This is a genomic window from Segatella bryantii, assembly GCF_022024215.1.
Taxonomy (GTDB): Bacteria; Bacteroidota; Bacteroidia; order Bacteroidales; family Bacteroidaceae; genus Prevotella; species Prevotella bryantii.
Genome location: NZ_CP091797.1, coordinates 956,833 through 980,000, shown reverse-complemented (window position 1 = coordinate 980,000; position 23,168 = coordinate 956,833). Strand labels below are relative to the sequence as shown.

The 23,168-nt window shown below is 42.1% G+C and carries 12 protein-coding genes (1 of these 12 running past the window's edge); 1 reads left to right on the top strand and 11 read right to left on the bottom strand.

The window, feature by feature from the left end; translation table 11 throughout:
* Nucleotides 1-1,820, top strand: partial view of a hybrid sensor histidine kinase/response regulator transcription factor gene (locus L6471_RS03675; RefSeq protein WP_237797182.1) — the 3' portion only. Its footprint begins 994 nt before the window's first position; only the last 1,820 of its 2,814 coding nucleotides appear in the window; its start codon lies off the left edge, out of view; the stop codon is at nucleotides 1,818-1,820.
* A gap of 99 nt (nucleotides 1,821-1,919) precedes the next feature.
* Here the strand turns inward: L6471_RS03675 and L6471_RS03670 are convergent, their stop codons facing one another.
* The 11 genes from L6471_RS03670 to L6471_RS03620 form a co-directional block, all read right to left on the bottom strand.
* Entirely contained in the window at nucleotides 1,920-2,801 is an 882-nt protein-coding gene (locus tag L6471_RS03670; RefSeq protein WP_094448909.1) for a carbohydrate kinase family protein, read from the bottom strand.
* A 10-nt stretch (nucleotides 2,802-2,811) separates the two neighbouring features.
* Nucleotides 2,812-3,990, bottom strand: coding sequence for an MFS transporter (locus L6471_RS03665; RefSeq protein WP_237796868.1), 1,179 nt, complete (start codon nucleotides 3,988-3,990; stop codon nucleotides 2,812-2,814).
* 82 nt (nucleotides 3,991-4,072) lie between these two features.
* Entirely contained in the window at nucleotides 4,073-5,809 is a 1,737-nt protein-coding gene (locus L6471_RS03660) for a DUF4980 domain-containing protein (RefSeq protein ID WP_237796867.1), read from the bottom strand.
* A gap of 232 nt (nucleotides 5,810-6,041) precedes the next feature.
* On the bottom strand, nucleotides 6,042-7,544 hold the full coding sequence (locus tag L6471_RS03655) for a DUF4960 domain-containing protein (protein ID WP_237796866.1): 1,503 nt from the start codon (nucleotides 7,542-7,544) through the stop codon (nucleotides 6,042-6,044).
* Between the two features lie 107 nt (nucleotides 7,545-7,651).
* Entirely contained in the window at nucleotides 7,652-9,382 is a 1,731-nt protein-coding gene (locus tag L6471_RS03650; protein WP_237797181.1) for a RagB/SusD family nutrient uptake outer membrane protein, read from the bottom strand.
* Nucleotides 9,383-9,477: 95 nt separating this feature from the next.
* Nucleotides 9,478-12,597, bottom strand: coding sequence for a SusC/RagA family TonB-linked outer membrane protein (locus L6471_RS03645; protein WP_237796865.1), 3,120 nt, complete (start codon nucleotides 12,595-12,597; stop codon nucleotides 9,478-9,480).
* A 157-nt stretch (nucleotides 12,598-12,754) separates the two neighbouring features.
* Entirely contained in the window at nucleotides 12,755-14,950 is a 2,196-nt protein-coding gene (locus tag L6471_RS03640; protein ID WP_237796864.1) for a substrate-binding domain-containing protein, read from the bottom strand.
* A gap of 165 nt (nucleotides 14,951-15,115) precedes the next feature.
* A complete protein-coding gene (locus L6471_RS03635; protein WP_094448904.1) occupies nucleotides 15,116-16,711 on the bottom strand; it encodes a glycoside hydrolase family 32 protein in 1,596 nt (531 codons plus the stop codon).
* Nucleotides 16,712-16,716: 5 nt separating this feature from the next.
* Nucleotides 16,717-18,108: a DUF4960 domain-containing protein gene (locus L6471_RS03630; RefSeq protein WP_237796863.1), complete on the bottom strand. Its 1,392-nt coding sequence runs from the start codon at nucleotides 18,106-18,108 to the stop codon at nucleotides 16,717-16,719.
* Nucleotides 18,109-18,156: 48 nt separating this feature from the next.
* Entirely contained in the window at nucleotides 18,157-19,887 is a 1,731-nt protein-coding gene (locus L6471_RS03625) for a RagB/SusD family nutrient uptake outer membrane protein (protein ID WP_237796862.1), read from the bottom strand.
* 18 nt (nucleotides 19,888-19,905) lie between these two features.
* A complete protein-coding gene (locus L6471_RS03620) occupies nucleotides 19,906-23,016 on the bottom strand; it encodes a SusC/RagA family TonB-linked outer membrane protein (protein WP_237796861.1) in 3,111 nt (1,036 codons plus the stop codon).
* Between the last annotated feature and the right edge of the window lie 152 nt (nucleotides 23,017-23,168).

Sequence of the window (23,168 nt, the reverse complement as noted above, 5' to 3'; positions counted from 1 at the left end):
ATCAACGCATTATGATCATCCTCTTTGTGCTTATTATCGTTATGATGATTGTCACTGTGGTCGTTTTGTATCGAACGATACTCGCTAAGAGTCAGTTTAACAAGAAGTTGAAAGAGCGTAACGATGAGTTGCAGCGACTTAGTCAGGAAGTAGAAGAGATGACTCAGGCGCAACTTTCCTTTTTTACCAATGTTAGTCATGAGTTGCGTACCCCAATTACTTTAATATCAGACCCTTTGCACCGTCTCCGAGCATGCCAAAATATAAAAGGAGAAAGTTTACAACTGTTGGATATGAGCATTCGCAATACGAATGTGCTCAAGCAACTCGTTGATGAAATTCTTGATTTTCGTAAGATACAAAATGGCAAGATGACTTTGAAGTTGAGTGAATTTAATATGGTAACTGCTTTGGAAACTTGGATGAATGACTTCAAAAGTATTGCTGATCAGAAAGGGATAACTATTACGTTGAGCAACAGTGTTACTACAGACGGTAAAATTCTTGCCGACCGGTATAAACTGGAGCACATCTATTATAATTTGATGAGTAATGCCCTGAAGTATACCCCTTCAGGCCAAAGTGTAACCACCTGTTTGTCAGAAGAAAGTGACACTTACGTCATTCAGGTGATAGATACCGGTGTTGGAATAGCGGCTGCAGATTTACCACATATTTTTGATAAATTTTATCAAGGTAAGATGTCGGCCGGAGGAACGGGTATCGGTTTGGCTCTAGTGAAAGCTTATACCCTCCTACATCATGGTACAGCATCTGTAACTAGTGTGAAAAATGAAGGTTCAACCTTCACCATACGTTTGCCGAAAACTCAGACTGAAGGAGAAATGGTGCATGCTATGGTTACTGATAGTAAAAACGTCACAGATACTTCTGCCAAGGTAAGTGTGAAAGAAACTTTAGAGGGGCAATGTATCAATGGTCCTGTTAATCAGGATGTTCATCTGAGTGATATCGTGACAGAAGAAGAAAATGACAAGCCAGAAATCCTGATTATTGATGACAATAACGATATGCGCGAATATCTGCGTATCTTACTGAAGGCACAATATCATGTGCTTGAAGCTGTAGACGGAAAAATTGGTCTATCTATGGCTCGCAAGCAAGTGCCAGATATCATTATATGCGATATTATGATGCCTGTAATGGATGGACTTGAATTTACAAGAGCGCTGAAAAAAGATACCGTAACCAGTCATATTCCTGTTATTCTTCTTTCAGCTCGTAGTCTTGATGAGCAAAAAGTGCAAGGTTACCAAGAAGGTGCCGATTCTTATATTACCAAACCATTCCAAGCTGATGTACTGATAGCTCGCATTGATAATCTGTTGAAGAGTAGAGAGCACTTGCATAAACTGATGTTGCAAAGTCAACAAGGGGCAGTTGATTTACCATCTCATACCATGATGTCCACTTCTGCGACTCTTTTGAACGAGAGTAAGACAGATGATTTTAAGACATCCAGTCAGCTAAAACCAACTGATAAAGATACCAAGTTTATTGAGCTATTGCGTAAGAGCATTCAGGATAATCTAGGAAATTCCGATCTTAGTGTTGAACAGATAGGAGCAGAGATAGGTTTAAGTCGAATACAACTCTATCGCAAAGTTAAAGCTCTCACAGGTAAATCGCCAGTAGAACTGATTAGGACATCTCGCTTGACTCGAGGACGTAAACTTATAGAAACCACAGATATGACGATATCCGAGATAGCCTATACCGTAGGTTTCAGTTCTTCGAGTTATTTCACGAAATGCTTTAAAGATGAATTTGGTATTGGTCCGAATGAATTACGAGTATAATATCCCAAAAGGACGAAATCAATAAGAGGATGAACCCCGAAAAGGTTCATCCTCTCTCTCTTATCTGCTATAATTCTAACTATAAAGTTGTATAAACTCTTATTTAATCTGATCTAGGAATTCTTGAGGAATCTTAGGCATAGCACCCTTTTGGGTACAAACATACGCACTTACCTTTACAGCCAGTTCGTGAGCCTCTTGGATATCCTTACCAGCCAAAATTGCCGAAGCAAAAGAAGCGGTAAAGCTATCGCCTGCACCAACAGTATCAGCAACCTCCACCTTAGGTGTAGGCTGATAACTGCTTATTCCTGGAGCGAAGACATAACTGCCATTTACGCCACAAGTAAGAACAAGCATATCCAAATCATATTTACCTAAGATTAACCAGCATTTATTCTCCATATCAAGACCAGGATAGTCGAACAATCTGCCGATAGCCACCAATTCCTCATCATTGATTTTCAAGATATTTGCTTGTTTTAGATTTTCCTTGATAATCTCTTTTGTATAGAAATTTTGACGGAGATTAATATCAAAAATCTTTAAACACTCTTTAGGAGTATTAGCTAAGAATCGCTGAATAGTTTCATGCGAAACTTTGCTGCGTTGAGCCAATGAACCGAAGCAAACGCAACGGCAATTTTTGGCAATTTCTTCGATTTCGGGTGTAAACGGAATATTATCCCAAGCCACATTTGTCTTGATATCATAAGTAGGAACACCCTCATTATCGAGTTCCACATTAACTACACCTGTAGGGAAGTCAACACGAGGCATAATATGCTTTACCCCTTTCTCGTTAAACTCCTTAATCGCCTGATCACCAAGAGCATCATTACCCAGCGCACTTATAGCCACAGCGTTGTGGCCAAACTGAGTAGTATGATACGCAAAGTTTGCTGGAGCACCCCCCAATTTTGCACCTTCAGGTAATACATCATATAACGCCTCTCCGAGGCCAACAATTACATTTTCCATCTTTTATGATTTATGCGTTAACTTGCTTCATATAAGTAAATAGGTATACTACGCCAACTGCCATGACGATAACTGCGCCTGCCTGTCCGATGGTATCAGAAGCAAAGCCCATGAGCAGCGGAAATACAGTACCACCAAACAATCCCATAATCATTAGTCCAGAAACCTCATTCTTTTTTTCTGGTAGGGCAAGAAGTGCCTGACTGAAGATCATAGAGAATACATTAGAGTTGCCATAGCCCACAAGAGCGATAGCAATATAGAGTGTAGCCTTGCTAGTACCCACCAAAAGTCCTGCCATACTGAGTGCCATCATCATGACAGAGATAATGAAGAAGTAGCGAGTCTTCATGACACGAAGGAAGAAACTACCCGTAAGACATCCTATGGTACGGAAGATAAAGTACAAACTTGTAGCAAAAGCGGCTTCGTTGAGCGACATGCCCAAGCGTTCTATCAAGATCTTAGGAGCTGTAGTATTGGTGCCGACATCGATACCAACATGACACATAATACCAACAAAACTCAAGAGAACAATAGGTTTGCGGAGTAATTTGAAACAGTCTGTAAACTGTTGTGTCACAGAGACTTCCTCTTTTTGAGTGTTTGCTAAAATCTCTTCTTCTATAGGAGTAGAGGCAAGCAATAAAGAAGCTACAATACCAATAACCATATAAATAGGGAAGAGAACACGCCACTCAAGACCGAAACTTGGAATAGTAGCAGAAGCACCCCACATAGCGATATAAGGAGCCATGAAAGAAGCTATCGCTTTCACAAACTGTCCGAAGGTGAGTGTAGAAGCCAGATGTCCTTTGGTCACTACAGATACCAAAGGATTGAGTGAAGTTTGCATCAAAGCATTACCAATACCTAAGAGGGAGAAAGAGATGAGCATGATTGGAAAATTCTCCGTGAATATAGGAAGTAAGAGTGATATAATTGTTACTACGAGCGATAACAATACCGTCTTTTTGCGACCTATCTTGTTCATCAATACACCGGTAGGAACAGAGAAGATTAGGAACCAAAAGAATACCAAAGAAGGTAACGTGTTGGCTACTGTATCACTCAGTTGAAGATCTTCTTTCACATAGTTAGAAGCAATACCTACCAAGTCGACAAAGCCCATGGCGAAGAAACATAGCATCACCGGGATTAAGGCTAGTTTATTAGTTGTCTTATTCATTTTAAAGCTGTTAGATTGTTTAGTCGGGGCATACTGTGTTTTACAGTTTCCCCGATTATTATTGTTTTTTCTTTTCGTTTACTTATTTCAGTGGATAGATTTTGGCTTTACCGCCCTTAACGACCACCTTATTATAGGCTTCTGTAGGGAAGACGATATTTGTCATTCCCACTTTGCCCTCAGCATCAAAGATTTCAATGCTTGATTTGTCTATGAAGATTTGAAGCGTTTTTATTTTTCCGTAAGTTGGAGATTTGGTGACTACAGGGAATTCTGCGCTAAAGTCTGTTATACCACTCTTCGTGCGGTCCATGCTTAACTCCTCTTTCTTGTTATCATAAGCGATAACCACCTGTTCACCCTTGTCGTTTGTTAGTGTAATCGTGCTATTTCCTCTGAGCTGTACATCTACACGACAAGCATCGGTGAGTCTGCCGGTTGCTTTAGGCGAGAAAGCTTTCATCACCTCAGGACTTGGTTTTACACTGAGATAGGTTTCTCCTTTGTAATTGAATGTACCTAAGTCGCGAGCAATACCATTAGCAGAGCGATACTGCATGGTAGGAACCTCATTGGCATACTGCCAGTTGCTCATCCATGGCAGAACGACGATACGACCATCAGGTGCATTGTTAAATGAAACGGTAGCGTAATGATCTTTTCCATAATCGAGCCATTTCGTTTCAGTCTTGTCATCCTCACAAGTAAACTTGTGGCCATCAAAATCACCTACAAAATACTGTGTTGCACTACCACCGAACGGTCCCCCAGGGTTGATATTTAGTAAAATAAACCATTTGCCGTTTATCTCAAAAATATCTGGGCATTCCCATACACCGTCATGACTACCATACTCTTCACCAAAGCGGCTCTCAAATGTCCAGTTCTTCAGATCTTTAGAAGAATAAATATTGATGTGCGATTTTTCAGCGAGCACCATAACCCATTTCTGTGACTTTTCATGCCAAATAATATTTGGATCGCGGAAATCAGGAATTTCAGAAGTCAACACAGGGTTAGCTGGATATTTCGTAAAGGTATTACCATTATCAGTAGAGTAGGCCATACTCTGTGTCTGTGCCTGTCCGGCAGAGGTATAATAAGTGACAATGGCGCCCTTGCCAAAACCAGCTGTATTATGATGATCGACAACAGAAGAGCCCGAGAAGATAGTACCAAAAGCATCACGTTCGATAACATCATCCTCAAATTTCCAGTTGATTAAATCGGTAGAAGTAGAGTGTCCCCAAGTCATATTCTCCCATTGAGAGCCATACGGATTATGTTGGAAATACAGATGCCATACCCCATCCTTATAGAACATGCCATTTGGATCGTTCATCCAGCCCCAAGTAGGAGTATGATGATATACCGGGCGATATTTCTCACGATTAGTCGTGTCAAAAGTGTTAGAAACCTTCATGCCATTCCAGCAAGCAAAGTCTTTGATAGAAAGCTGACCACCTCGGTTACCATTATTTGCACTTCTGTGAATCGTAATATCAAGAACGATTTCGCCAGCTGCATTTTCGCTGCCTTTCTCATTCTTACGAATACGGCCTAAATCCAAAGGTACGGTATAATCGGTTTTGTTAATAGCCAGTTTACAATTGAATTCCTTCACCAACTTATTATCCATAGATACACGGATATAGTCATTTTCGTGACTTTCCTCCACCGGCATCAGAAGATATTTATAGTTAGCAGGAATACGAAGCATTGCGTGCGTATCGCTCAAAACTTTGAGCTCCTGCGCATTTGCAGATAAGGCCATCATACCCGCAAATAACATTGTTATAAGTTTCTTGTTTGTAGTCATTGGTTTTCGATTGTTTCCAAATTGATTTGTATTCGCAAATTTAACAATATATAGTTGGCTATATTGAAAATAAACGTTCATATCATGCTAAATATGTTTCATGTAACGAATTTGATATGAATAATACAAAATTTAGTATTTTCCTGAGAATCACTTGATCAAGAAGGCTGCTATTGCAGCAGCCTTCTTGATCAAGTTTTATTTTTAGTGTCGCTTAAAATAAGCTATTCCTTTAGCGTGTTTTCAGATACTCAATAGCGTTTTTGGCAAGACGAAGCACATTGTCCTGATAGCTATTGTTCTTGGGATGAGCACTCTTGTCAGGTGTACCGTCTGCATTCTTCATAGAGAACTCGCAACCACCGTTACCGATGCAGAGGAGAGTACCCTTAAACTCGGTGTTGCCCTGCTGAGCTTCCCACACGTTCAACTGGCTTACCCAGTCAATCTGGCTATCCCAAGTACCCAGTGGATAGATACCGTAGGTCTGTGTTAATTGTGTATAGCAAGCCTCTTCCTGATTACCAAGTCCTGTGAGAAGTGAAGGTAAATTAAAGAACAAGCAGTTGTGGTCCTCTGTCCAACCTGGACCTTTGAAAGCAATGAGTTTGGTTCGGTCGTTAGATTCAACTGCCAATCCCTTGAAGATAGGATGAGTAGAAGCATCCTTAGAGAATCGGCCACCAGGGTTAAGTCCTACAGCCATCTTCCAAGTATCATTGTTGACGCCACCTTCGTTGGTACCGATGGTATGATCATTACTCTTCATATCATCGATATTCAGTCGACCGAGAACACCAGCATATACAGTAGCATGGCTCCAGAGTAGCATGCTACCACCATCCATATACCACTTCTTGATGAACGGAGTTGCAGCAGCTACATCAGTAGGCATATTCCAAACCGCATCCTCACCAACACCTTCAAGGTCGCGCAACCAGAAGAGTACACGGAAAGGCTCAATAGTCTCTGTCGATTTAATCTTAGCAAATGGAAGGAACTGAGCATTAGGATAAGTCTCGTGCATCCAAAGCCAAGCAGATGCTTCATCATCATCACCCTTGGCAATGAGTTCTTCAGGAGTAGCATAAGTACTGAGGAATGCAACAGCCGTCTTACCGATCTTCAAGTTACCGGTAGTGGCCATTGAAGAACCCTTTTCGTTTACGGCACGAAGTATAACAGTCCAGTTCTCACCGTTAACAACATCCTCTATCGTATAGCTTGTAGTCGTACCCGGAAGAGACTCCTGGATAGTCTTGGTGCCATTTGTAGCCGTAAATTCAATAGTAGAAGCATCTACAGCCTTATTCCAAGTTACGGAAGCATCATAACCAGCACTCTTCTCGATTTGTGCCATAGCAAGGCCTGAGATCTGAGTTGCACCTTCACGCATGTAATGCTTTACAGCGCCAGATGATAAGTTAGTACCATCACTGATCTTGAAAACATAAACAAAAGGTACATTGGTCTGTACATGGTGATGTGTATATGTATTACCAGTTACCGTCTCTGAAGAAACCATGGTACTGCCCTCGTAAATATTTACTTGCATAGACTGTTCTGCTGGTAGCTGTGGCCATGTCCAGGTGTAATCGTCGCCCTGAAGACTACCTGAAATTTCATCGGCATTAATAGCCTGAAGTACCATAGGCGTTACATCAATATCCTTATCCTGACAAGCAGTAAAGGAGAATGCAATCAATGCCAGTAATATGGTTGATATTTTTTTCATATTCTTACGTTTTTGTTTTTTTATAAGGAGTTCACGGAGGAACTCCTTTTTATTAGTTAAACTCTTATGCCTTTATACTTTTAAGAAGTAAACCCCTTATTCCTTTTTTAATACCCCTTATTCTGACTATAAAGACCTGGGATATAGTACAACTGTGGATAAGGAATAGGGAAGTACTCATTCTTATCAGTTGTGAAGTGAGCATCCTTCAAGTACTGTGCATATTTCTGCCCATCGTACTCATCATTTTGCTCCAACTTGAAGTAGTTGTTAAGCGTAGACGAAAGCAGACCCCAGCGGCGAAGGTCGAAGAAGCGCTCATGCTCCATACCCATTTCCAGACGGCGCTCCCAGCGCAAGCACTTACGAGCAGACTCCTTGGTCTGAAAGTATGACTCTGGATAAAGAGCAATCTCGCACTGGTTGGCTGCATAGCTGATATGTTTAGCGACAGAGTTCTTGGCACGGTTGCGGATATCGTTGATAATTTCACGAGCTTCTGCAAACTGGCCGAGTTCAATGAGAGCCTCTGCACGATCGAGCATAGACTGTGTGTAACGAATCACGTAATCGTTCATCGCGAAGGCTTGCCATGGACTGTTATACGTTTCACCCTTAGAGCGTTGTGGCACTTCTTTCAACGAAGTGTAATAACCATACGTGTTAGGAGTACGAGAGTTTGCTGTGGTCAAGGTGTAGGCTTCCTCATACTTATAAGGGAATGTAGGCATACCTACAGTGTGAAACAAACGTGGATCCCACTTCTGAGATGTTGGAACACCGTTTACAGGATGAGCATTCTCTTTCGCATAGTCATCAAACTGTGGAAGACCATCACGAGTCTTGAATGCATTGACAAAGTTCTGAGATGGCTTGTGGAAGTCCCAGCCGCATGACCAGATACCCCATGTACCATTCAGCATGTTAGACCAGTTTGCACGGCCATAAGCCGTATTATCGTCCTCATAGTCAGAGTGCTGAACAGCGAAGATAGACTCTTTACTGTTTTTATATTCAGGCAGGAAGATATCACCATAATCCTCGAGATACCCATATCTTGAGTTTTTCACGACATCGGTATATTCCACCACCTTCTTCATGTCTTCCTCATTCACGTAATTGTCACCGGAACTCTTCTCGTAACCATCACCCCATCCTTTCTCAAGATAGCACTTGGCAAGATAAGCTGCAGCAGCAATTTTATTGGTACGACCTCCCTGACTCTGTTCACTTGGCAATACATCATAAGCCTCCTTGAAGTCAGTAATGATTTTATCCCAGATTTCCTCAGATGATAATACATCATTCTTGATCTGTTCCTGGCTGTCATTACGATATACTTCCTCATCAATCCAAGGAATCTTGTTGAACATCATTTTCAGTTTGAAATAGAAGTGAGCACGTAAGAACTTCACTTCTGCCATGCGCTGCTTCGTCAGTTCAGCACCAAGTTTCGCTTCCCCATTATCCTGAAGTGCAACGATAGCACGGTTGCAGCGGCTTACACCAATATAAAGATGATACCAAAGTTCATCCAGGTGACCGAGAGTAGGAACGAGTGAGGTGAATACCTCTACCTGATGATAGTCGGTATCGGTAGTACCGGAACCACCTTTTAGTGCATCGTCCGATGCCAAGTCGCCATAAGGCCAAAGGTTGAAAGGATAAGTATACCAGTCGTCCCCCATGAGCGCATATGCACTGGTAACCATCTGGTCAGGATTTTTGAATGCCTGATCTTCATCGACAACAGCTGTAGGCTTGTAATCGAGGTAATCATTACATCCTGTTAATGTAAGGAGTGAAAGGGCAAAAGGGAGAACTTGAGCAACTTTCATTACTTTTGTATATATTATATTTGATTTCATAATAATATTCTTTAATTCTTAGTTTGTAAACTCCAATCCTTAATATCTTATATGTCTAATCCAAATTAGAAGCCTACCTGTAAACCGAATGAAACTGATGTTGCGAGAGGGTAAGACCAGTTTGGATTCTCTGGATCAGAGCAAGTCAAACTGCTACTCTTGATTGTTAGAAGATTCTGACCAGAGAGGTAAGCTCTTACACTTGACATTTTCAATTTAGAGATAAACTTCACAGGAAGATTGTAGCCTATCTGTAAGGTACGAAGTTTCAGGTAAGAACCGTTCTCTACATAATATGTAGAAACACGTCCTTCATCAGCTGTGTTGTTGGTTGTAAGAGCAGGGATAGAAGACCCGGTGTTGGCTGTTGTCCAAGCATTAAGCATACGGTTTCCCTTATTAGAGCCGGCATCCGTGATACTCCAAAAGTCTGTTTGGAACTTCTGATTGTTGTACACATCCTGATCTACCACCCCCTGCCAGAACATGCTGAAATCAAAGTTCTTATAGGTTAATGCGATATTCAGACCATAAGAGAATGCCGGAACAGGATTAAGAATCCATGTTTGGTCTGTTTCTGTGATACGACCATCACCATCGAGATCGGCATACTTGATACCACCCACACGTGCGTTTGGTTGCCCTGATGCATAGACTTCTTCGCGATTCTGGAAAAGACCATTGGCAACATATCCTACCATGCTACCATAAGGTTTCTTTGCCTGTACCAGGTTTTCCTTAGAAGTATGGGCATAAGAACCAGTTGTTGTCTCAGGAAGAGAGGTTACATAGTTACGGAAGAAATCAAGGTTTCCGTTGAGGTCGAGCCCCAGACCGTTAGCGAAAGTCTTACGATATCCTACCGTGAACTCCATACCCCAATCACGGAGAGAAGGACCATTCTGCCACTGATTACCACCTTCACCCTTTGCTGCAAGGTAGCCTGGGTTGATGAGCATATCTGTGATGTTCTTGATATAGAAATCTACTGTACCATAGAGACTGTTGCCGAACAAAGCGTAATCCAGACCCATATTGTACTGAGTAGTTGTCTCCCACATCAAGTTCTCATTGGCAGTTTGTGTAGCGCGGTATCCTGAAGGGAATGTACCGCTACCTGCGAGATTGAGGTCATAAGCCGTTGATGTGGTACGGTCGAGTCCATAGTCAGCAACATAAAGACCATAGTGCGCATTGTTGTCAATACCCTGGTTACCCGTCTTACCCCAGGAGAGACGAAGTTTCAAGTCATCAAGCCAGTTCTTCTTCAACAACTGTGAAATACGGAAACCGAGTGATGCAGCCGGGAAGTTACCCCAACGGTTGTTCTTGCCGAATCGGCTTGAACCATCATGACGCAAGGTGAAAGAGGCAAGGATAAGGTCATTGTAGTTGTAGTCAACCTTTCCGAAGAAAGAAGCAAGACGATAACCTACCATTGCACCTGTGTTGCGAGTAGTACCTGTCGCAGCATTTGGCCACATATACTCCGGCGACTCCAGTGCATATTCCTCAGAGAGTGCGTGGAAGTCTATATAGCTCTGCTTGTTGATTTCAGAACCAAGGAGTACATTGAAATGATGTACCTTCTTAAGATCGAAGTTATAGTTCAGTGTGTTAGACCAAGTATAATTGGTGTTGTTCGTCTGACCGAGGTCAGTACGTGCAATATTATTGTTGACAATGTCTGATGCAAAAGTATGTGTCAGTGCATTGATGAAAGAAGTTGTAAAATCGACACCAAAGTTACTGCGGAAGAGTAGTCCCTTGATAGGAGTAATATCCAAATAAGCATTACCGAAGAGATGCCAGAAATCGAGATGGTTGTCCTTGTTGTGATACAACTCACGCATAGGGTTCTGACGGTCGCTCATACCTCCAACAGGACCAGCGAAAGTAACTCCATCTTTTTCATACACAGGAACAGTTGGACTCATCTTCAGAGCATTCTCCATAGGAGCGCTATCCACCTGCTTGTTGTAGCTTACAGTGAAGTTTTCACCGACCTTTACTATATTATTGATCTTGTATGAGTTATTCATACGAACCTGGAGGCTAGAGAAATCGGTGTATTTCAAGATACCGTCGTTCTTCTTATAGCTTACAGAAACCATAGATGTAGATTTGTCGGTAGCACCGGAAACAGATATACTGTAGTTACGAGAGAAACCCGTGCGTGAAATGACATCCACCCAGTCAGTATCAGAGAAGGCCATGGTTTGCTTAGCATTGATAAATCCATTGTAGCGACCGTTTACAGTATAGTTCTCATAAGCATTTGTTGCTGGATTCCAAACCTGGATGCCTATACCCTGAGGCGCATTGAGATTTAAACCATAGTTACTGGCATAAGCAACAGGATCCATACCATCGTTCAAAGCGGCCTGAGCCATAGCAGTTGCATAACCCTTTGTATCGAGCAATTTCATCTTACTCTGGTTGGTATAGAACTGAGCTGTAACGTTAGCCGTGAAATCTACCTTTACCTTCTGTCCCTTCTGCCCCTGTTTGGTTGTGATGATAATGACACCATTAGCAGCACGTGAACCATAAATAGAAGCAGAAGCTGCATCTTTCAATACCTGCATACTCTCGATATCGTTTGCGTTGAGCGTATTCATGCCCGTTGTCATTGGCACGCCATCAACAATATAAAGAGGGTCTAGTGAAGAGTTGAAAGAACCGATACCACGGATACGCACGGTAGCCGTTCCTGCAGGAGACCCTGTATCAGTAATGGTCATACCTGCTACACGACCCTGAAGTGCTTTCATAGGATCGGCATCAGGAGATGTCTTCACGGCATCGGTCTTCACTACAGATACAGCACCCGTCAGGTCTGCCTTACGCTGTGTCGTATAACCCGTAACAACAACCTCATTTAAGTCATTGCTATTTTCGGACATTTTAATCTGCATATTAGTGGCAGCAGGCAATTCCTGTGTCTTCATACCAATATACGTGATGACAAGAGTAGCGCCAGGTTTTGTGGTGAGATGGAATTTACCGTCCATATCGGTAACCGTACCATTTGTCGTACCTTTTTCCATCACCGTAGCACCGATAATCGCATCTCCATAATTATCGATAACCGTTCCGCTTACATTGGTGTTTTGAGCTTGTGCGCAGATACATGCAGTAGAAAGTGCTGTACTGAGCATGATTCTATTGATTAGATGTTCCATGTAATGTTTTGGATTAAGTTATTAGATTTTGAACATCGCAAAAGTAGAAATCATGCATGAATGCGCCTATCATAAATGTTTCACGCTATATGACAAATGTTACATGTATCAAAATTTAAGTTTTTTGTTGAATTTGTTTAGTTTTTATCCTTTTTATTTATTTTCTTACTTCTGTAGGGTATTTCCCGTACTGTTTTTTAAAGCAGGAAGAATAATAACCTGGTGTTCCGAAACCAATTTCGTACGCAATTTCGTTGATAGTTTTGTCTGTATGTTGCAGAAGATAATAACTTTGTTGCAGTCTGATTTGTCTAAGCAGGTCTTTAGGTGTAAGACCTGTCAGTGCTTTTACCTTTCGATACAACTGTACTCGGCTCATGCCCAATTCGGCACCAAGATCTTCCAATTTAAGATGCGAGTTACCCATATTTTTCGTGATGGCTTCTTTGAAAGCATCCATAAATCTACGATCAGGGGTACTGAGTTCCAGTATATCCTTGTCATTGTTTTTCTTTTCTAATTCCGTCTGCAGTCTGATCTTTTCATGCAGTTTGATTCTGATTTGCAAAAGATTCTGTATACGGCTGGTAAGCATCATGGCACTGAACGGTTTGGTAATATATGCATCAGCTCCGTGCTCATATCCCTCGATAAACTGCTCTTCTGTGCTTCTGGCTGTGAGCAGTAAAACTGGAATATGGCTTGTTATATCATCTTCTTTAATATGTTGGCAGAACTGCAGACCATCCATGACCGGCATCATTACATCACTCACAATAATATCCGGTACACTCTCTCGCGCCAGTTTCAGTCCACTTTGTCCGTCAGCCGCTTCGAGTACATAATAGTTTGCGCTCAGCAAAGTATGTAAGTATTGGCGCATATCCTTGTTATCATCGACAATAAGCACCGTAGCCAGTTCATCATGGTCTGTTTTCAGCAACATATTCTTAATACCGTTTTGGATATCCGAATCCTTCATGACATTCTGGACACTTACATCCGTAATCTGTCTGGTATTCTCGTTTTTAAAGTTGAGCACGCCGAAAATGATATCATGGAGCTGTTGTACGTTCCGGTAGAGTATATCGACCAGTTCCTTATTCTTATCCTTTAGATGACCATGGTCACGCAATTCCTTAAGCGGTCCGTCGATGAGCGTCAATGGTGTACGTAACTGATGTCGGGCATTCGTATAGAACAGCGTTTGTTCCTGATTACTCTGCTCTATTTGTCGTTTAGCCTTCCGAATCTGTTGCACAGCCCGCCAAATGAGCAGTATACTGATGATGAGTAGCAGGATAGTAACCAATGCCACCATCAAGAGATTGCGCTGCAGTTGATAGAGACCCAAGTAACTCTCCAGTTTATCCTGAATCGTAATGAGATGTTGAGCCTGTTGTTGCGTTGCTTGTGTACCAAGGATAACCCCATCAACATTATCCGGTGAAACCACCTGTCCTGCAGGATGTGTATGTTTAGGATATGGTTTACCTTCAAGAATCTTCAGAGCCAGTTCTACGATGGCCTCGCCATGTGTAGGATAGATATATGTACAAGCAAGGATACCCTTTTGTACCGCTTCCAAGCCTTCGTCCTTACCCGGTAAACCATCGATACCTAATATCTTGATTTCCTTTTCGCGGTGTGCTTCTTCTACAGCCTGTCGGGCCCCCATTGCCGCATGGTCACTATGGCAGAATACAATATCCATTTCGTCACCTTTGGCCAGCATTTCTTTTAGGGTCTGGTACGATCCTTCATACGACCATTCCGTGGTTATATGTCGGTATGTTATTTCGGGATGCCGTTTCATGACACTACTGAAGCCAAGATACCTCTCCTTATCCGGTGAATTCTTCATTTCGCCGGTCAACTCTACCACCACGGGCTTACGGTTGGCTGGTTTTACGGTCTGTCGCGCCAGATGTACAGCATAGTCACCCATTGCCTTACCTGCTACCACATTATCACCTCCAATCGAGGCATGATACTTTATCGTATTGATTTCACGGTCGAAGAAGACCACCGGGATCCCTTTGGCTACTACGCGGCGTAGGACTTGAGTAAGCGAACCATTCTCGTTTGGAGAAACGACCAGTAAGTCAACTCCCATACGAATCAGACTGTCTATCTGTCTCCCCTGCAATTCGGTATCATTATCTGCATCCCTGATGATCAGTTTTACGTCAGCATTATACAAATGTTGTGCCGACCGCATTTCCATATTTACTTTTTCACGCCACGGTCCGCCTACACACTGGCTCACACCGATAGTATACGTTTTCGTTGATTTACCACAACTGGCAAGCAGTAGAAGAAGGAGGAGAAAAAGAGAAAAAAAAGGTTTCATGAAGGGATAAATATTTTGACGTATTTCCTAATTTCGTATCAAAAGTATAAAAAAAAATAGAATACTAACAAAAAAAGAGAGTAGTTGACCCAAAAAATCCCCAATCCAAAGAAGGATTGGGGAATATTCTTGGTGTAAGAATTATCAAATCTGAAGTTTACCTATTTAGTATTCACTCACTTTGACATCGCTGATACTGATAGAGCCACCATAGTTATTAATACTCCAGGTATTCTTCTGGATGCCATAGATACGGTTGGTGTAGCAAACATTATCGTTAATATACATCACACAAACACTATTATCCGTGTAGATGGTAACATGATAAGTATTATCAGCCGGACGAGTAAAGTTATAACCATCGATAGCAGCGATAAAACCTTTACCCTCTGTACCCTCTTCTTCGAAGTTTATCTTACGAGTATTCTCATTCTCAGGATTAACAACCATCGTGTAATACTTCTTCGTATCACTACCACCACGAACGAGTGAAATACCAAATTTATCCCAGTTATTGCTGGTTTTTACGGTAAACGAAATCTTGTTGTGATAGCCTAGACGATTGAAGAGAACATACGCATTATCGCCCGTAAGGGTGTAGTCCTCGCCAGTCTGTGACAGGCCCTGCTGGTCTACAACAGAAACGCTCTTCTCCTGATTATACTTCTCGCTAATACCTTGAACTTCACCTAAGGTAAGTGTTCCATCAGCATGCTGAACCACCTTGTGACAAACTAAAGCACCACTCCAGTTTGGTTCACCACCGTTATCGGTATTTACATTCTTCTCCATATAGTTTGCACCTGAACGGAATGGATTCCAGCCCCAGATGAAGCGATCTGTACCGTTGCTGGCTGTCTTACCGGCATAGAAGCCACGACTATCGAGAACACCCTCACGGCCATCTTTAGGCCAGTTAGCGCCCGGGTCATTGAAACAAGCCTTCAATTCGTCATAACTCTTAGCCATCATATATTTCACCTTACGGCTCCATTCAGCCCTGTAAGCCTCAGAGTAAACGATATACCAGTAATCGCCCATCTTGAAGATATCAGGGCACTCGCACATACGATCCCATACCATATTGAAGCCACCAGCAGGAGTCCAGTTCTTCAAGTCAGTAGAAGTGAAATCGGCAAACTTATTCTTGCTGGCGATAACCATGTGATACAGACCATCGTCAGTCTTGAAAATCTGCGGATCACGGAAATCGATAGAAGAGAAGCCATAGTCATCACCTTTCAGCTCCCATACATGATCACGCGTCCAGGTTTTGAAATCAGGAGAAGTAGCACGCATAACCGTTTCTACATTCTTCAACTGACCATTGTGTCCTGTATAGTAAATGTAATAAAGACCATCTGCCTCGTTATAATAGCAGCATCCTGTACCCAGCGCAGCATCCTGAGCCAGTGCAGACTTACCCGTAGATAGCACCTCACCAAGGGAAGTATAGTTAGCACAGTCTTTCGTAGCTAAGCCCCAGAAAGGATGAAACATATAGGCATCATTGATATTGTATTCCTGCAGATACAACACCTTAAACTCACCAGCCTTCTGATCATAGAATGGCATAGGGTCGCCAACACGGCCGATAGCCGGTTGGTAATATGTAGAGAAATGATTCTCGTCTACAGAATTAAATACCTCTGTCGTTGTGCTCAAGTCACGAACAGGATCACCTTCGAATTTCTCGTCGCTGCAAGCTGTCAGCGATAAAGCTGACAGCGCAAGTGCGAATGAATATATCATTGTTTTCATTGTTATTATTTCATTAAGTAATTGATTGCGTTCTTGGTCATCGTAGCGATGTTCTTGTGGTAATTCTCCGTATAACCTGCTTCGTAGGTATAAGAATACCAGTCGTAACAACCTGAACCGATACAGATGATACCACCCTTAGTAGCTGTGCGTGGGTATTCCCAAGCAACGATAGCGCCATCACCGCCAACACCGAGGATAGTAGCACCCGTGCGAGAGGTCCATGCATTATAGTCTGGATAATCACCCCAGTCGGTACCTATGTGATACTGAGCAGTAGAGTTGGTGATATGGTAACCAGCATCGGTACAGTATACTTCGTTAGTATTGTCGCCCTTAATGAGTCCCTGGTACAAGGCATGTCCATCCTGTCCTTCATACATTCTGAATGTCCATGGACCGCCACAAAGTTCGGCACCACTTTCATCCTGACCCCAACAGTTGTTAGGTGTTGTCCATTCATCATCACCTGTAACACCGATGAATGAAGGTAGATTGGTAGCGTAGCGAGTAAGAAGGAATGAACCACCGTTCTCATAGAAAGAGCGTAGTTGATTCTTAGCAGCGAGTGCCTTGGTAGCACGAGCAGCAAAGACATCGTGACCGTCTACACCACCATCTACATGGTAATGCCACCACATCACTTTACAATTAGAGAGATCGATAGTATTATTCTCGATATCAGCAAATGATGCATAGAGTGAGTTTGGTACGTTAGCCAACATCCATAGACAAGCTTCCTTAGCTTCTGGATCGAGTCCATTCAGATTAGAAGCCTCACCGATGAAGAGTGCAGCTGGTTTGTCAATGGCATTTACGGTAACGGTATAAGTGCTCTTTGCAGAATTGTTAACTACCTCGTAAGTAACAGGATTTGTGAAATCTTGAGCTACACCTGTAGCAGGAGTAATGGTTGCACCATCGCTATAGGTAATGGTTGGAACCAGATTTGCAATATCAAGAGAATTAGGTACATACAATGTAATGGTTCTATTATCTTGATCGATAATACCGGTATAGATATCATTGATGACAAACTGCTTGATGCGGGCTTCGTCATTGACTACCTGAAGAGTCCAGTCGATATACACATCACCATTTTTAACATGGAGCACTTTAGCAGCTTCCATATTAAGCGTTTGGCCAGCTTGAATATCACAAGTCGCACCATCAGAAAGTGTCAACTCTGTAACCTTCATAGCTGAAGCATCGTAAATCTCAGGAAGTCGTACAGTAATGGTACGATTGGTTAGATTGACAGTACCCTCAAAGTCATCGAGCTTAATACTTTCAACCATACAGTCTCCTGCGAGCTGCAGATCACTCACGTTATCATTGCTGCAGGCCGACAAAAGAATGGCGGCCATACAGAGTATATATTTGAAAATTGTTTTCATATTATTCCTGATTAGTATTAATGTTTACTATTCACTGTAGGCTAGTGCTTACCAGTTACCGATATTCTGGGTATAGTGGCCGTTAGAAGCAGCTATCTGAGAGTAAGGTATTGGTAAATATTCATCCTTGTTTGCTGTAAAGTGAGCGCTGCTGTATATAGAACAGTCATTAGTCTCCTCTTGATAATATTTGTTCAGTACAGTGGCTGCTTCCCCCCAGCGTACCAAGTCGAAGAAGCGTTCACTCTCCATACCCAATTCCAATCGACGTTCCATCTTGACTATCTTGATGGTTTCTTCCTGAGAATAGCTACCAGTATAGGTCTTGATATAAGGATTAACTCCGTAAGTGCTATGATAGTTACTAATCATCTGTGTACTGCCAGCAGCACGCTCACGAATCTGGTTAACCAACTGGATAGCCTGTTCGTTATTCCCCAACTGTGCATAAGCTTCAGCTCGCTCCAAGAGAACATCAGCATAGCGGAACACGATACGGTTCATAGAACTAGCCCAGTAAGAACCCTTAATCAGATAAGTACCCACCAACGCAGGATCTATATTCTGTTTTAAAGTAACATAATACCCATAAAGACCGTTAGAGCGACTCCAGATACTACTCTTCTCCATCATATAGTTCTTATTAAACTCGTAAGGTAAGCCAGGGATGCCTACAGTGAGGAAGAGGCGAGGGTCTGCGTTATCAGCAGTCATATCATAGTTCTGATTATTATATGAGTCGATCAAAGGAAGACCATTATCACCTGTGCGATAGGCATTAACCAGATTCTGACTAGGTTTGTAGAAGTCGCAACCACCATCTGTAGTACCAGGAATATTTGGGACGATAAGACCATAACTCCAGTTCAAGTTACCAAAGGTGCTACCATCATTCTTAGAGTATTGAATAGCCCAGATACTCTCCTTACCATTTTCATACTGTTCCTCAGGACGGAAATTGTTGTGGAAATCACTTTCCAAACCATAATTGGTATAAAGAGCAGGGTTCGTATATTCGATAACCTTCTGCAAATCTTCCTTATTAATAGAAGTAACCTGATTACTCTTTGGATCATCTTGGCGATATGCCTTATATAAGTACACCTTAGCTAAGAACGCTGCAGCAGAAGCCTGAGTAGGTCTACCCTTATCAACCTGAGTCTTAGGCAGACTATTGTAGGCTTCAGTCAAGTCATCGATAATAAGCTGCCATCCCTGATCATTAGAATATTCTGTATTCGAAAGAAGATTATATTCATCATACGTCATATTCTCATTCATAATAAAAGGAATATTCTTATAAAGACGTTTCAAGAGGAAGTGAGCATAAGCACGAAGGAATTTCATTTCGCCCAAACGCTCCTGCTTGAGACTATAGCTATTGTCTGTAGAATGAAGCAGTGCGATAGCAGAGTTGACACGAGAGATACAGTTATAAAGACGTACCCACATATCATTAATATTCCAGTTGGTAGTAAGAACTCCTTGCTGTACTTCAAGCTGGTGGAAAACATCACCATCACTAGTACCGCTACCACCTTTATACGCATCGTCACTGCGTACATCAAAGTTCCACATAGAGAAAGAAGAGTTGATATCCTCTGCAGACGTAAAGATGGCATATGCAGAAGTAACCATTGCATCAGCGTTTTCAGGCTTTTTCACCTGATCTTCGCTGAGAGAACCCTGTGGAGTGTGTTCATCTAAGAAGCTGTCGCATGATGAAAAACCGGTTACGGCACATGCGGCTAAGATGAATGAATATATTTTGGTTTTCATATTGTTAATCGTTTTAAGTTAGAAGGAAACATTGAGACCGAAGGTTACGTTCAATGGGATAGGATAGCCAAAGTTTGGATTCTCAGGATCTACACCACTGAATTTATTAGACTTGATTGTAAGCAAGTTCTGAGCTGAGAGATATATGCGGAGACGTTCCATATAGAGCTTCTCGGCTAGCTTCTTAGGGAAGTTGTAACCCAACTGGATAGTACGAAGTTTTACGTATGAACCATTTTCTACGAAGTAGCTGCTTACACGTTTTTCGTTATTATTATCCATGGTGCTCACTGCTGGGATATTACTACCCATATTGGTAGGAGTCCAAGCGTTAAGAAGTCGTTCACCCTTATTCAAGTTAGAGATATTCAAACCACTCCAAAGGTCAGTTTGTTTCTTGAGGTCAGATATGACATCTACTCCCTGAACACCTTGCCAGAACATCGTAAGGTCTAGATTCTTGTACTGTAGGTAAATATTAAGACCCCATGTGAAATCTGGAGTAGGGTCGTAGATCCAAGTTTGGTCTTTCTCGTTGATGACATTATTGCCGTCTAAATCTTTCCAGCGCATACGACCTAAACCAGCACCATTCTGAGTAGCGTGGTTATCAATCTCTTCTTGGCTCTTGAAGATACCATCGAAAACATAACCCACCTGTGCACCCATAGGATGACCTACAACGCTCTCTACGCCGTTACCACCAAAGGTACCGTTAGCAGCGATCGTTTCAGGAAGTTTGGTAATCTTGTTGCGATATGTACCGAGGTTAGCAGAGAGGTCATACTGGAAATCGTGAATCTGACCACGGTAGCCCAAATTAAGCTCAATACCCTTATTTTCCATTTCACCAGCGTTGATCCACTGTGAACTACCTTCACCCATTACAGCGATACCTGGCATATATACCAAGATATCCTTGGTTTTCTTATAGTACCATTCGAAGGAACCATAGATCGAGTTTTTGAGGAATGCGAAATCGAGACCCAGGTTGGTTTGTGTTGTTGTTTCCCACTTCAAATCATCGTTACCAAGCTGATTACGTTTGTAACCACTAGGAAGTGTAGTACCACCGTTACTACCGGTGATATCATAGCTTGTACCATAGCTTTGTCCACCAAAGCCTGCCTCACCATAGTTACTCTCATAGAGTGTATAACGAGCGATGTTAGAGATTTCCTGGTTACCAGTTTGACCCCAACTGAAACGTAATTTCAAGTTGTCTATCCAGGTAGCCTTCTTCATGAAGTTTTCCTGATTAATACGCCAGCCGGCGCTGACAGCCGGGAAGGTACCATAACGATTATGCTTACCGAATCGGCTACTACCATCACGACGGATAGTAAAGCTGGCAAGATAACGATCGTCGTAAGAATAATTAGCCTTACCAAAGAATGAAACTAATGTATAACCTTCACCCGTACCATATGCTTCAGCCTCTCCTACACCGGCATTAGGCCACATATAATCAGGATTCAAGATAGAGAAGTCATATTTTTTACCGCTAAAAGAAACATCATCTTCACGGTTTAACTCTGTACCAATCATGAAGTCAGCACGATGTTTACCAGTTTCCAGGTTATAGGTAGCGATAGCGTTCCACATCCACTTCGTCCAGTGCTCCTGTTTGGCCTCTGAAGCATTTGTTGGATTAGCTACGTTACCCTCAGTAACAGGGTAGGTAAGGATACGCTGCTGTTTCTGTGCATAATCGAGACCGAAAGTTGTCTTGATATTCAAGTTCTTAATAGGATTGATGTTCACGTAAGCATCACCAAACATACGCCAATACGAATAGCGATTGTCGCTGTTGCGTTCGAGACGAGCTACAGGGTTTTCACGATCAGGGTAGCCACCGATAGGACCTGCATATTCACCGTTACGAGTATAAACAGGGAGAGAAGGGTTAAACTGAAGTACATTTTCTAGGAAACCACCTGGAGCCTGAACTTCAGAAGTGCGGTTTAAGGTAAAGTTCTCACCTACTGTCACCACATTACGATTGCCTACTTGAATAAGTTTATAACTTGTATTCATACGAGCAGAGAATCGTTCGAAATCAGAAGACTTGATAATACCCTTATTCTTGTAGTAGCCTAGAGAGAAGAAAGAGCTACCACGCTCACCACCATTGCTGAGTGATACATTATAATTCTGAATCAACCCTGTACGAGTAGTCTCTTTGAACCAGTCAGTATCAGCAGCAGGAGTAGTACCAGCATTATCGATGTATTTCTGCATCGTGATATTGTTGAGTACTGGATATCCTTGAGCATCGTAAGCCCAGTCATAGTGATAGCCCAAACCATTTGTGTTAGGATCAAGTCCATCGTTTACATAGCCCTGCCACATGACTTGGCCGAATTCCTTGGCATTGAGCACCTTCATCTTGTGGGCATAAGTCTGTACGGCGATACTCGCATCAAAGTTTACCTTAACTTTGCCCTCTTTACCACTCTTTGTAGTAATAATGATAACACCATTAGCAGCGCGACTACCATAGATAGAAGCAGAAGCTGCATCCTTGAGTACTTGAATGCTCTCGATGTCGTTTCCGTTAAGTTCGTGCATACCAGCTTTGGTAGGCACACCATCAATAATGTAGAGTGGGTCGTTGTTATTCAAGGTTCCTATACCACGGATACGTACAGTAGCATTACCAGCAGGAGAACCATCGGCAGAAATATTCATACCAGGAACTCGTCCTTGCATAGCCTTGATAGGGTTGTTTTCGTTTTGCTTTGCAATATCACTGGCACTTACTACAGAGATGGCTCCAGTTAAATCAGCTTTACGCTGTGTGGTGTAACCTGTAACTACTACTTCGTTCAAATCATTTGCTTCTTCATGAATTGTGATTTTCATGTTAGGAGTAGCAGGTAGTTCCTGAGTCTGGAAGCCTACATAAGAGATAACAACTATGGCACCTTTGTTAACTTTTAAGGAGAAGTTGCCGTCTAAGTCTGTAACGACACCATTTGTGGTACCTTTTTCCATAATCGTAGCACCAATAACAGATTCACCTAGGGGATCTAGTACGGTACCACTGACATCAATCTTCTGTGCATTAACGATAGTACATACCATCATGAACAAAATGCTCAGAATAGTCTTTGACAGATCTTTCATTCGATACGATTTTTAGTTACTAATTAGATTTACTTTTGCATAGTTACAACAAAAATCTAAGGATTAGCAATTGATATCGTTCGTTAGATAGCAAAAATGTTACATGCAACATTTTTTGCAATTATAGTCAAAAATGTTATAATGTCGTAGTG

Coding starts and splice junctions, on each gene's coding strand:
- L6471_RS03645 (WP_237796865.1), bottom strand. CDS start 12,597: ATGGAACATCTAATCAATAGAATCATGCTCAGTACAGCACTTTCTACT.
- L6471_RS03640 (WP_237796864.1), bottom strand. CDS start 14,950: ATGAAACCTTTTTTTTCTCTTTTTCTCCTCCTTCTTCTACTGCTTGCC.
- L6471_RS03635 (WP_094448904.1), bottom strand. CDS start 16,711: ATGAAAACAATGATATATTCATTCGCACTTGCGCTGTCAGCTTTATCG.
- L6471_RS03620 (WP_237796861.1), bottom strand. CDS start 23,016: ATGAAAGATCTGTCAAAGACTATTCTGAGCATTTTGTTCATGATGGTA.
- L6471_RS03670 (WP_094448909.1), bottom strand. CDS start 2,801: ATGGAAAATGTAATTGTTGGCCTCGGAGAGGCGTTATATGATGTATTA.
- L6471_RS03660 (WP_237796867.1), bottom strand. CDS start 5,809: ATGACTACAAACAAGAAACTTATAACAATGTTATTTGCGGGTATGATG.
- L6471_RS03625 (WP_237796862.1), bottom strand. CDS start 19,887: ATGAAAACCAAAATATATTCATTCATCTTAGCCGCATGTGCCGTAACC.
- L6471_RS03630 (WP_237796863.1), bottom strand. CDS start 18,108: ATGAAAACAATTTTCAAATATATACTCTGTATGGCCGCCATTCTTTTG.
- L6471_RS03655 (WP_237796866.1), bottom strand. CDS start 7,544: ATGAAAAAAATATCAACCATATTACTGGCATTGATTGCATTCTCCTTT.
- L6471_RS03650 (WP_237797181.1), bottom strand. CDS start 9,382: ATGAAAGTTGCTCAAGTTCTCCCTTTTGCCCTTTCACTCCTTACATTA.
- L6471_RS03665 (WP_237796868.1), bottom strand. CDS start 3,990: ATGAATAAGACAACTAATAAACTAGCCTTAATCCCGGTGATGCTATGT.